Here is a 12,891-nt window from a genome sequence, read left to right on the forward strand (position 1 = left end):
GCAGGCAACGCAAATAATATTGATTGTCATTTAGATATGTGTATACTTTACCCCCATATCAAGAAATATAAATATTAATAATTTTCTGAGGAAATCATTGATGGTTTTAAGAAAGTCTCTCTTAGCTACTTCTATTTTGGTTGCAACATTGGGTTTAACTGCGTGTGGCGGTTCAAGCTCTGACGGCTCTAACAACAACCCAGATACAGATACGCCAACGAATAAAGCACCAACAGCAATTGCATTGGCAGCACAAGGTGACGTAAATGAGAACGTGGCAGGTCAAGTGGTTGGTACGTTGTCTGCAACTGATGCAGATGCAAACGAAACTTTCACCTTCTCAACTGAAGATGAGCGTTTCACAATCGATGGCACTTCACTTGCGCTAAAACCAGCAGTGACACTTAACTATGAAGCTGAGCAAGAAGTATCAGTTGACGTTACCGTAAAAGACAGCGCCAACAATACGTTTACGCAAACGGTAACCTTTGAGGTAGCAGACGAACAAGATTATGATTTTGTGAACAGCACATCTGGTGAGTCAAGCGTATCTTACTCAGGCCAAATTGCACGTCACGTATTGATTAAAGAGCTTTACAACTACATTGGTAGCGCTGATGGCTTGTTAGCTGATGCACAAACAATGACAGCTGAAGAGCTACTCGCTCAGCTAAACAAATACTACAAAATCGCTGATGGTGATTACGATGCGGTTGCAGTCGCGATGACATTGACGGTTGTGAGCGATTCTGAGCAAATGACGCTCTCTGACATTTCTGGTAGCCACAAAGACTTAAGCGGTAAAATTGCGGGTAACGATGCTACAGGCCAACATAACAACTGGAATGATGGTACAAGCTTTGAAGGTTGGGCGGGTCTTGAGACTAACACGCCAGAGGGCCTAATCAATGCGTTATTTGCTCAACTTGTTGAACGTGCGCAGGCTTCTTCAGTTTCAACACCAAACGGCAAAGAAATTGAAACGCTTTATGTAACGGCTGATGGTGTTGACCTTAAGCAACTTACGCAAAAGTTTTTATATGGTGCCGTGGCATTCTCACAAGGTGCGGATGATTACCTAGACAATGCAACGGAAGGTAAAGGCTTACTAACCAGCAACATCATTGAAGGCGATGCAAAGTACAGCAACCTTGAGCACCAGTGGGACGAAGGTTTTGGTTACTTCGGTGCTGCGCGTAACTACATGAGCTACACAGATGAAGAAATCGCAGGTAAAGGTGGCCGTGAAGGCTGGCAGGGTTACAATGACTACAATGCAGACGGTAAAATTGACCTAAACGCTGAGTACAACTTCGGTAACTCAACGAATGCTGCAAAGCGTGACTTAGGTTCGACAGATGCTGAGGCTTCAACTGATTACAGCAAAGAAGCATTTGATGCGTTCTTCGCAGGTCGTAAGCTTATCTCTGACAATGTAGGTACGGAATTAACAGACGCACAGCTAACTGAGCTTAAAGCATACGCAGTTGCTGCAACCGCGGCGTGGGAAAAGTCAATCTCAGCAACGGTTGTACACTACATCAACGATACAGTGCAAGATTTAGAAGACATGAAAGCGGGCACCTATGAGGCCGATAAATTTGTGACTTTAGCTAAGCATTGGTCAGAAATGAAAGGCTTTGCGCTTAACCTACAGTTTAACCCAGAATCACCGTTTAACAGCGAAGCTAACGCTGGCAAGTTTGCACAAATGAACGAGTTGATGGGTAATAAACCTGTTGTTGGTGCGCAAGCTGATATGGAAGCATACATTGCGCAACTACAACAAGCGCGTGATATTTTAGAGCAAGTATATGGCTTTGACGCTGATGTTGTTGCCAACTGGTAATTAACACACAAGTCAGACTTTTAAAAAAGGTTAGCTTTTATAAGCTAACCTTTTGTCGTATAAAAAATCTATAAAAAGAGGCAATTGATGGCACCAACATTAAAACCTTTACTATTAGCAAGTACCGTCGCGGCACTGTTAAGCGGGTGTGGTGAAAGTACCTCAAGTTCAGCGGGTGAAAACTTTGCTGATAACAAAAATGACGTGGTAACTAGCTTTGACCAAAAAGCATTATTGGTTAACCTCACTGACAACGTAATCACGCCAACATTTGAAGCATTTGCAGACAAAGCACAATCATTACCGAGTCAAATTAAAGCCTACTGTGACTTAGAAACCGCCTATGATCCGAGCATGCAAGATGATGCTGCCAAACAAGCACTGGATGCTGCGAAGCAGGTTTCTCAAGATGCATGGCGTGAAGCGATGATCAGCTGGCAACATGCTGAGCTTATGATTGTAGGGCCATTGCTTGATAACGACAAAGCACTGCGCAACGACATTTACTCTTGGCCACAGGCAAGTACTTGTAGTGTTGACCAGGATGTAGTGTTTTTTGAACAGGGCAATGTGAATGGCACGGCCTACAATATCCGTAATCGTTCTGATAAGCGTAAAGGTCTTGATGCTCTTGAATATTTGCTGTTCAACGAGAACCAAGACTACAGCTGTAGTGCAATCGCTGCCGGTGATATTCTGGATGACTGGAATACACGCAGTGAGCAGCTTCGTAAGGTGGCGCGTTGTAATTTTGCTGTAGAAGTGGCCAGCGACTTGAGCCACTCTGCGCAAACCTTGATAAATCATTGGAATGGTGAACAAGGCTACAGCCAAGTACTGAAGAACGCAGGTGAACCGGGTAATAAGTTTACAACCCAAACCAAAGCCATCAATGAAATCTCTGATGCGCTGTTCTACATGACAGAAGAGTTAAAAGACTACAAATTAGCTACGCCTTTAGGCTTGTTTGCGAACAGCTGTGGTCTAGAAGCTTGTCCGCAAGAAGTAGAATCTGTGTATGCAAAGCACTCGATAGAAAACATCAAAGCAAACATTGAAGTGTTTGAGAAGCTATTCCTAGGTGGTAGCAGTGAAAGTAACAGCACTGGCTTTGACGATTTTCTAGATGAGCAACAGGCATCAGATACTAAACAAACCATGTTGCAAGGTATCGCTAATGCTAAAGCTGCGGCTAATGCATTGGAAGGTAATTTGCAAAGCGCACTGACTAACGATAAAGCCAGCGTTACTAATACACATACTCAAGTGAAATCGGTGACCGATCAGCTTAAAAATGACTTCATCAATAAACTTGCACTAGAACTTCCAAAAACGTCGGCAGGTGACAATGACTAAAGGACCTTTTATGCAAAAATCTTTGTTGGCGTTGGCCGTCGCAGTTGCGATACCTAACGCGTTGGCAGCGGATAATGACGGTGAGTTAGAACATATTCAGATCCTAAGTCACTACGACAAACTTCGCACTGAAGCGGGCTCTGCCACGTTGCTCAGTGAAGAACAATTAGAGAAGTACGAATACGATGACATTCACCGTATTCTGGCCTCAGTGCCGGGTGTCAACATTCGTGAAGAAGATGGTTATGGCTTGCGTCCTAATATCGGCTTTCGTGGTGTGACACCTGAGCGCAGTAAGAAAATCACTATCTTAGAAGATGGTGTCTTGATTGGTCCATCTCCTTATTCTGCGCCTGCGGCGTATTATTTTCCAGTAACCACGCGCATGACGGCGGTTGAAGTATTTAAAGGCCCTGCAGCAATTAAGTACGGACCGCAAACAGTGGCGGGAACGCTGAACTTGATCACTCGTCAAGTACCAGAGTTTACCGAGGGCGGTATAGATATCGCAGCCGGTAGTGATGGATATCAAAAGGCCCACGGGTATTTTGGTTCTGTGGTCAACAATGTGGGCTTTTTACTGGAAGGCGTTAACTTACAGGCTGACGGTTTTAAAGAGTTAGATGGTGGTGGTAACACTGGGTTTAACAAAAATGACTTGCTCGCTAAGTTTAACTACAAAATGCGTATGGGTGAGTTTGACCATACTTTTGCTTTGAAATTGTCTTATGCAGATGAAGAGTCGGATGAAACATACCTAGGTTTGACAGATTCAGATTTTGCCAGCACGCCGTATCGTCGCTACGCAGCATCTCAAGATGCCTTGATGGAGACAGAGCATCAGCAGGTGATGTTTTCACATTACCTAGAAAGCGAAGATGTACGCGTGACGACTCGTGTTTACCGTAATGATTACGAACGTGCATGGCGCAAGCTTAACGGTTTAACCAATAACAGTGGCTCGCTGTCGGCGATTTTAGCCAACCCTGAGCAGTATGCTGATGAGTATGCAGTGATAACAGGGCAACAAGACTCTATTTTGGCGGGTCGCAACTCAATATTCTTGACCATGGGCACGAACGACCGTGAGTACTATTCACAAGGTGTGCAGGTTGATGCTTCATTCAAGTTTAACTTGTTTGATTTACAGCATAAGCTCTCAGCGGGTGTGCGTTATCATGAAGATGAAATTGAGCGTAAACACTTTGAACAGACCTATGCGATGACATCGGGGTCAGTGGCAAATACGGGTCAAGACAAGGTATTTACAACCCTAGATACAGAATCCACCGATGCGTGGTCTGTATATCTTGAAAATCAAATCACGGTTAATGCATTGACCTTAGGTGTTGGTGTGCGTGGTGAGTTGATGGATATGCACTACCAAAACAACAAAGATGCGCAAGATTGGCAAGCTAAAACAACGCGCATCTGGTTGCCTGGGTTAAGTGGCTTCTATAAGCTATCTGATGAGTCGGGTCTGTTATTTGGTGTGCATCAAGGGTTTGTACCATCATCCCCAGCACAAGCAGATGATATTAAGTTAGAAAAGAGCGTTAATTACGAGTTTGGTGGCCGCTTTAATGACGGTGTAACTCAGTTTGAATTAGTCAGCTTTTATAATGATTACAGCAACCTAAAAGAGAGCTGTAGTCAGTCGAACTGCGGTATTAACGCTCAAATAGATCAAGAGTTTAATGGCGGAGAAGTGGATGTATACGGTGTCGAGGCGCAATTCTCACAGCGTTACCCATTGAGCCTAGATTTAGAAATACCTTACAGCTTGGTGTATACCTATACCAAAAGTGAATTTCAGCACGCCCTGCGCTCTGAATTTGCACAGTGGGGGGAAGTTAAAAAAGGCGATGAACTGCCTTATTTGCCTAACCACCAGGCAACCTTTAATATTGGCTTAGCTGCGCAAAACTGGCAGCTTTCAATGGCGGTTAAATACATCAGTTCAATGCCAGAGGCTGCTGGTGTGAGTTGGGCAGATGCGGATGCAGGTATTTCAGTAGACATTCCTCTTGCTGGTAAGGATGTGCCGTCTAATATCACCGTTGATTTATCAGCAAGCTATGAGCTTGGGGACTACGGCCGCGTGTATGCCAAAGTAGACAATCTCTTAGATGAAACAGAAGTGGTGAGTCGTCGCCCGTATGGTGCAAGACCAGGCAAACCTCGTCAGTTCTCGTTGGGCTATAAGTATCAGTTTTAATGGGTTTTGCTGATACAAAGGTTAAATTAAGGGTCACAATGTGGCCCTTTTTTTGGGGTAATCATGTTAGAACAGATGTGGCAGAGCTTTATCTCTTTGCCAAGCTATTTGCTTGATGCTAATAAGCGTATTTATCTACCTTACTTATTCAGCGCGGTTGTCATGGCGGTGCCCGTATATTTTGCTGCTCAATTGCCCCAGCGTTCAATGCGTGGCTTTTTACAATTCTTGTTTCCCAAAAACGTCTGGTTATGTAAAAGCGCTCGACTAGACTACTGTTTGCTGGTGAGTAACGTTCTGCTCAAAGCTGCCTTGTTTGCACCGATTGTGTTAACTATGGTGCCTGTTGCGATAGCGACAACAGAAATTCTAGAATGGTGCTTTGGTCAACCGCTACACCTCCCATGGCCAGAGTCGGCGGTCATCGCGATATTTACCTTAATGTTATTTATTGTCGATGATTTAACGCGTTTCTTATTGCACTTACTGCTTCACAAAGTGGCGTTTTTTTGGGAGTTTCATAAAGTACACCATTCCGCCAAGGTGCTAACGCCGTTTACGATTTATCGCTCACACCCTGTTGAAAGTTATCTCTATGCTTGCCGAATGGCACTAACGCAGGGACTTGTTGTGGGTTTGGGTTATCACTTTTTTGGCACAGAACTCAGTATGTACGACATTCTAGGTGCCAATGCATTTGTGTTTTTATTCAATATTTTTGGTGCCAACTTGCGACATTCTCATATTCGCTTTACTTGGGGTGATTGGCTTGAAGGGTGGTTTATTAGTCCTGCGCAGCATCAAATACACCATAGCGACAACCCACAGCACTTTGATACCAATTTGGGGTCGGCACTGGCTATTTGGGACAGAATGTATGGCTCTTTGATAAAAGCCTCAGCTGCGCCGCATATTAGTATCGGTGTGGGACAGTACGATGCAGGGCATGACTCACTAACTGCAATTTATTTGAAGCCGTTTAAACAGGCATGTTTGACACTACTTCCAAACAAGCGAGTGTCCAAACAACCCATTGATAAATTAGACTAGCGGTTTGGTTTGGTGTGTAGCAGGGGCATGAGTAGCTTCTCTAAGCCATTGAGCTTAACCTCGTAGATCATCGCGAGTTGTTCTCCCAGCTTACCTTTTGGAAAGCCCTGCTGCTTGAACCAAACCAAGTAGGGTTCGGGCAGCATAAGTAGTGGGGTGCCAGCGTGTTTTCCAAAAGGCATTTTGGTATTAATGGCGTCAATCATTTCTTGCTGAGTATTCATGACCTTTCTTATTTTAACTCAAAGGCGCATTGTAGCCATGGCTGGTTCGACTGTACAGTAGCCCCCCAAAGTCGGGGAGCCAACGTACACAATGATTAGGCCTTAAAAATACCAGTTTAGATTAGCCCATAAGGTGGTGCCCGCTTCATTAATACGGTCAATTTGACTATAGCCACTCACAGCAGCACCTGACTTACTTAAATGTTCCGAGTAGGTTTGATCTAGGGCATTATCAACACCCATACTTACGCTAACATCCGGAGATGGTTGATATAGGGCATTGAATGCCAGTACGCCAAAGCCACGGCTTGGGCCAATATCTTGCCCCGCAATGTTTCCTTGCGCCAGTGCGACTCGGTGTTGCGCTGATACCACACGCCATAACATACCTAGACGCCAATTATCAGTTTGATAGTCAAGTGTAAAACGAACCTGCAAAGGGGGTTGCTGAGCGAGTGCAATACCATCCGTCAGATTGCTACCTCGTACATAGTTTATGCTAGTGCTTGCCCGCCACTGTTTAGTAATGTTGTAACTTGCTTCAGCCTCAGCGCCAAAGGTTTCAGCCTCGATATTGCGGGTGACGCGACGCTGCATCGGCCCTTGGCCAAAGGCGTTATCGATGAGGATAAAGTCGTCAATACGATTGTAAAACATGGATATAGTACCGTGCCACTTTTTATGTGTGTACTGAGTGCCCAAGTCAAGTTGATTTGTTTTTTCTACATCAGTATCAAAAGCACTCAGGCTCTGGACCGATGCTCGGTTTCCTCCAAACAGCTCCCAGTAATCAGGAAATCTTTGCGCGTGTCCAAAGCCGATAAAATAATGATGGGTATCGTAATGGCGTTCGTATCGCGTAAAGCCACTGAGCAAATCGTCTGTGCGCTTCATATTCGAAGTCGGGTTAGGTTGGCGATTTGACATTATGCTGATCTCTTGGCGGTAGTCTTTCGCATGCCAACGGTCATAGCGCAGTCCTGAAACAATCTGTTCAGACGCACTAAGTGTGTACTCGTGCTCGGCAAATAGGCCGACTTTATCGAACTTGGCATCTGTTAAACGAGGTAGATGTTCAACAGGGTGGTTGAATTGGTCACGGGTACTACGGTTACGGTGATGATCTTGTTGATAGTCAACACCAAACACAAATACTTGATTTGTAGTAGGAGATGCATCAAACATAATTTTACCACCCACTGATCGCCGGTCTGGGTTTGAGGCCGATGGCGCTTTCATCATCATATTTGGAGTAAAGGGGCGTAAGCTATAGTTGTCCATGATGTGGTCAACTTCATTGTAATACCATTTGGCTTCTACATGATTGATCCCATTTATAGCCAACAGCCATTTGCTGTAGAGCCCCGCATGGGTCCTTTTAAACAGGCTACCATCCATCATGCGATCAGCATAAGCAACCTCACCATCACTTCGACCCAGAGATACACTGATAATATTGTCATCGGTAGGCGTATAGGCAAGCTCAGTATCCAAGTTCCAGCGCTGATATGCTGAATGCACTCGGGTATTGTCACCATCATGATAGTCATCAGCACGAGCCACGTTACCAGAGATACGGACATAGTAATCAGGGGTACCCGCTTTTATATCTGTATTAATTGTGCGTCGCTTGGCACTGGCAAGCGTGGCATTGACAAATCCCGTTGTTTGTTGCGCTTGCAAGCGCTCCTGATTTCTCTCAAAAATAATGGTTGCGGCGCTGTTGCCTGAACCGTATTTGACGGATTGTGGACCTTTAATAACAGTTAATGTGTCGTATGCTTGTGGTGTAATGTAGGCGCTGGGAGGGTCCATGCGACTACCACATCCGCCTAATGTTAGCCCACCATCAGTAATAATGTTTAGACGAGAGCCTGCCATACCTCTGAAGATAGGGTCGCCACTTGCGGCTGCTTTTTTTATCAAAGAAAACCCCGTAATACTTGAGAGTAGATCCGCGCCATCTTGAGCGGGAAGAGGCTGTCTTGGTTGTTTTGGGTCGGTAACGATTAGCATGGGAGATTGCATGGGGGCAATCACTACGAGATGTTCAAATTTATCGTCATTGGCATAGCTATAAAAAACGCTAAATAGAGCACTACAGAGCAAAGTGTGTTTCATTGACAGGTTCCAAGTTATTAACTTGCTTCTAATTTTATAGATTGTGGGCATGTATGGAATGCGACAGATTGTCGCACCTAAAGTGATGGGAAGGCGCTTTTCGAGGGATCAATGTATCTCGCAAGCAAGCACTTGCATTTGCTCGTTACACCAATTGAGCGCATCATTATATGCTAAAGGTAGTACATCAGGGTCGATGTTAAGTGCACGGCATTGCGCTTGTGCGGCTTGCCAATCGGCTTGTTCATAGCTTTGTACTATCAATAGTAAGTGTGCCAATGGACCTTCGCCACTCACCAACGCCTGTTTGATAGAGTCAACCAGTGGGAGCTTATCCATGATGTTTTCCATGCTGTCATCGCGAATTGCATCTATCAGTGACATCATACCTGTCAAAAATGCAGGGCCCACATACTTTTTACTGTTGGCATTTAACGCCAGTTGTTCACAAAATCGTGCCCGCATTAAAGAAAGTTTTATCAGTTCAGCTGGCTTCTCTGGGGAGATTTGTGCGGCAAATGTTAGTGATAAAAACCGTTTTAGTTCTTCATTACCTAGCGCGACCAAAGCTTGTTTTATATTGCTTATTTTCGCTCGTCGTTTAAATATTGCTGAGTTGGTATAGCGTAAAAGTTTATAAGACAAATTAATATCACGTTCAAATATTGGTGTGAGCTTTTTAATGTCGACATATTCATTGGCCGTTTCGCTGAGTAATCGAGCGATTGATAATTCACTGGCGCTGAACATTTTACTGGTGAGCATTTCGGGCTTGGCAAAATAAAACCCTTGGAACAGAGAAAACCCGAGTTGCTTTAATTGTTCCAATTGCCGGTGGTTTTCAACTTTTTCTGCGATTAATTTTATCTGCTTATGCTTTTCAATTTCTTTCATTATGAGATGTATTTCGGGCAACGGTGTGCAGCTAACATCTATTTTTAAATATTTTATGTATGGATAAAAATGCCGCCAAGCAGATTGGTGGCGGTAGTGATCTAAGGCGATACGATAACCCTTTTGATGCAACGCTTTTACAGTGTTTAATAGTTTTTTTCCCGGTTCAATAGATTCAACTATTTCAATGACCATATGCTTGGGCGGCAGCATAAAGGGGTAGCCAAGTAGTAAGGTATTTAAGGTGAAATTGATAAATGCGGGTTTATGGTTGCTAAGCTCAGCGAGCTCAAAGTAAAACTGGCTACCTTCTAGCAACCGAGAAGTTGCCTTATCAGCATTAATATTCGGAAATACATTATGCGGACCATTGCGAAATAATATCTCATAGCCTATTGGTTCATTGTTATTGTCAAAAATAGGTTGCCGTGCCGCGTAAAAGTTCATACACACCAAAAAATAGAACCCTTCTGTTGTTAATAATAGTCAAACATTAATGCTAATTCATTATTTAAAAGCTTTAGCCTCATCCGTTTTTACTTAACCAAAGCTGTATGGATACTGAACATAAGTTGACCGTGAAACGTTAGCGACTATGCTGGGGTGTGCAGAATATTCATGATATAGTCAGGCTACACTAATAATGCCCTCTATTTAATGCCAATAAGAAAGGCCTGTGCTGGATAATTGTCATTGAGTAGGGTGCTGATAACTGAGGAGGTAACTTTGGAATTAGGCACGATAATTTCGCTTGTTTTGTATTTTGTGGTTATGTTGGGCATTGGTTTATATGCCTATCGCAAATCAACCAGTGATGTCTCTGGTTACATGCTTGGAGGTCGTAGTTTACCGCCAAGTGTAGCTGCTCTGTCAGCAGGCGCTTCTGATATGAGTGGTTGGATCCTGATGGGGTTACCCGGGGCCATGTTCGTTACAGGTTTCAGTAGCACTTGGATAGCAATTGGTTTGGTAATCGGTGCATGGTTAAATTACCTGTTGGTTGCACCAAGGTTACGTGTTTACACCGAGCTGGCTAACGATTCAATTACGATTCCAGATTACTTTGCTAATCGCTTTGAAGATAGAGGCAATGCACTACGTATTGTGTCTGCATTAGTGATCATTGTGTTCTTCACGTTATACACCTCATCAGGCGTGGTAGCAGGTGGTAAGCTATTCGAAAGCTCATTCGGTATGAGTTATGAGTCTGGGTTATACATCACCACGGGCGTGGTTGTGCTTTACACTTTGTTTGGTGGTTTCCTAGCGGTCAGTCTGACTGACTTTGTGCAAGGTTGCATCATGTTTATCGCGCTAATTCTGGTGCCAGTGGTAACCTACTCGTTACTTGATGCACCGTTATCGTCAACGTTAGATGCGGTTAATCCACAAATGCTAACCTGGGTTGGGGCTGGTGGGGCCATCGGTATTGTCTCTGCAATGTCTTGGGGCCTAGGTTATTTTGGCCAGCCACACATTATCGTGCGCTTTATGTCAGTGCGAAGCGTTAAAGATATGCCAACGGCGCGTCGTATTGGTATGTCTTGGATGATCATCGCAGCACTAGGGGCAGTTGGTACAGGTTTGTTTGGTGCAGCTTACGCTCATGAAAAAGGGATTGTTGTTGACGACCCTGAAACTATTTTCTTGATTCTTTCTCAGTTACTTTTCCACCCATTAATTGCTGGGTTCCTACTAGCTGCTATTTTGGCGGCAATTATGAGTACGATTTCATCTCAGTTGCTTGTAAGTTCAAGCTCGCTTACAGAAGACTTTTACAAAATTTTTGTACACAGAGAAGCAACAGACAAAGAGCTTGTGTTGGTTGGTCGTCTAAGCGTAGTAGCCGTTGCATTATGTGCTATTTACCTAGCCTATGATAGAGATAGCTCTATCTTAGACTTAGTAAGTAATGCGTGGGCGGGCTTTGGTGCTGCGTTTGGTCCACTAGTGTTGTTGAGCTTATGTTGGCAACGCATGAATTTTGCTGGGGCATTGGCGGGGATGATATCGGGCGCAGTGACTGTGCTTGTGTGGATTTACGCGCCTATTACGATAGGCGGTGAAACGTTAAGTTCGATCATCTATGAAATCGTACCTGGCTTTATCGTATCAACGGCGACGATTGTTGGTGTTAGTTTAATAACATCAGAGCCAAGTGAACCGATTCAAAACCTGTTTAAGAAAGTACAAAGTGAGCTATAAAGCGACACTGAGTTATTGACTAGAAAAGCGCCGTATGGCGCTTTTTTTAAAAGCACTCTAAATTTCCCATTTCGATAATACGCTCAGTTTCGCCGCTATTGCTAAACTGGTACAGGCTTTTATTAATATCATCGAGTACTTGACGCCACTGAGGTTTACTTTTACTTAAAGCAAAGTATAGATAGTTATACTTCAGTAACTTAGATTCATTTTCTATATTACTTAACAAGTTAACCTTTTCGGGCTTACTCAGTTGTGAGTAATTAACGGTAAATCGCAGGACTTTAGGGTCGCCGATGATTAAGTCAACACGTTTGCCAACCAGCAATTTGACTAGTTGCAGATCGTCAACCGCTTCAATAATCACGAACTCTCCGTTATCCATCATGGCGTCAAACTCAGGGGTATTTTGATAGCCTCGAACTACACCTATTTTTTGCCCCTTTAGTGAAAGCAAATTGCCATCGAATCGATCTTTCTCGCCTTTGCGCTTGAGAAAACCTATTTCTCCCCCTGGAAACGAGTTAGACAGTGCTAGCATTTCTCTGCGCGTTTTACCTGGTATGTAATCCGATGGTGCGGAGTCTTCGATGTAATACTCGGGCATTAATATGTCCGCTTTACCTGTTTCGGCGGCTCTCACCGCGCGTGCCCAAGGTAAAAACTCAACGTGAACTTTATAGCCTTGTTCGGCCAGTATTGCCACTGCGAATTGGAATACCCAACCCTTATTACACAGAGCTTGGCCGATATATGGCGGCCAATCTAATGTAACAACTCGTAGTAACTTTTTGTCACCCTTAGGGTTATAGAGATAACCGTTTTCATGCTCAACCCCTTGCACAAGGTGGTAGCTTGCATCTTTAAAGTAACCCACATTTGTGGCATTTTGAGCGAATACCAAAGGTGTAAACAACACCATCATTAAGATTAAAGCTATATGCATGGTAATTTATGGTTGAATAAACAGTATG

At 43.9% G+C, this 12,891-nt stretch carries 9 protein-coding genes; 5 read left to right on the plus strand and 4 right to left on the minus strand.

The window, feature by feature from the left end:
- Positions 1–100 precede the first annotated feature (100 nt).
- The 4 genes from L1070_RS05985 (at position 101) to L1070_RS06000 (ending at position 6,473) form a co-directional block, all read left to right on the plus strand.
- Positions 101–1,849: a DUF4856 domain-containing protein gene (locus L1070_RS05985; RefSeq protein ID WP_237124851.1), complete on the plus strand. Its 1,749-nt coding sequence runs from the start codon at positions 101–103 to the stop codon at positions 1,847–1,849.
- 87 nt (positions 1,850–1,936) lie between these two features.
- Complete coding sequence (locus tag L1070_RS05990; protein WP_237124852.1) at positions 1,937–3,205, plus strand: imelysin family protein; 1,269 nt, start codon at positions 1,937–1,939, stop codon at positions 3,203–3,205.
- Positions 3,198–5,423: a TonB-dependent receptor gene (locus tag L1070_RS05995; RefSeq protein ID WP_237124853.1), complete on the plus strand. Its 2,226-nt coding sequence runs from the start codon at positions 3,198–3,200 to the stop codon at positions 5,421–5,423. The genes L1070_RS05990 and L1070_RS05995 overlap by 8 nt, the downstream gene beginning before the upstream one ends.
- Before the next feature lie 63 nt (positions 5,424–5,486).
- Entirely contained in the window at positions 5,487–6,473 is a 987-nt protein-coding gene (locus tag L1070_RS06000) for a sterol desaturase family protein (RefSeq protein WP_237124854.1), read from the plus strand.
- On the opposite strand, the gene L1070_RS06005 is transcribed toward L1070_RS06000, so the two are convergent.
- From L1070_RS06005 to L1070_RS06015, 3 genes are all read right to left on the minus strand, one after another.
- Positions 6,470–6,697 (minus strand): DUF3820 family protein, encoded by a 228-nt coding sequence (locus tag L1070_RS06005; RefSeq protein ID WP_237124855.1) that lies wholly within the window; start codon positions 6,695–6,697, stop codon positions 6,470–6,472. The two genes, L1070_RS06000 and L1070_RS06005, sit on opposite strands and share 4 nt — an antisense overlap.
- A gap of 102 nt (positions 6,698–6,799) precedes the next feature.
- On the minus strand, positions 6,800–8,818 hold the full coding sequence (locus tag L1070_RS06010) for a TonB-dependent copper receptor (RefSeq protein WP_237124856.1): 2,019 nt from the start codon (positions 8,816–8,818) through the stop codon (positions 6,800–6,802).
- A gap of 108 nt (positions 8,819–8,926) precedes the next feature.
- Positions 8,927–10,159 (minus strand): EAL domain-containing protein, encoded by a 1,233-nt coding sequence (locus L1070_RS06015; protein ID WP_237124857.1) that lies wholly within the window; start codon positions 10,157–10,159, stop codon positions 8,927–8,929.
- A 279-nt stretch (positions 10,160–10,438) separates the two neighbouring features.
- Between L1070_RS06015 and putP the strand changes: the two genes are divergently transcribed.
- On the plus strand, positions 10,439–11,917 hold the full coding sequence (gene putP, locus L1070_RS06020; protein ID WP_237124858.1) for a sodium/proline symporter PutP: 1,479 nt from the start codon (positions 10,439–10,441) through the stop codon (positions 11,915–11,917).
- Positions 11,918–11,963: 46 nt separating this feature from the next.
- Here putP and L1070_RS06025 read toward each other — a convergent pair whose 3' ends face one another.
- A complete protein-coding gene (locus L1070_RS06025) occupies positions 11,964–12,863 on the minus strand; it encodes a transporter substrate-binding domain-containing protein (protein WP_170829123.1) in 900 nt (299 codons plus the stop codon).
- Between the last annotated feature and the right edge of the window lie 28 nt (positions 12,864–12,891).

This window comes from Pseudoalteromonas sp. MMG022 (assembly GCF_021654245.1).
In the GTDB taxonomy this organism is placed as follows: domain Bacteria; phylum Pseudomonadota; class Gammaproteobacteria; order Enterobacterales; family Alteromonadaceae; genus Pseudoalteromonas; species Pseudoalteromonas amylolytica.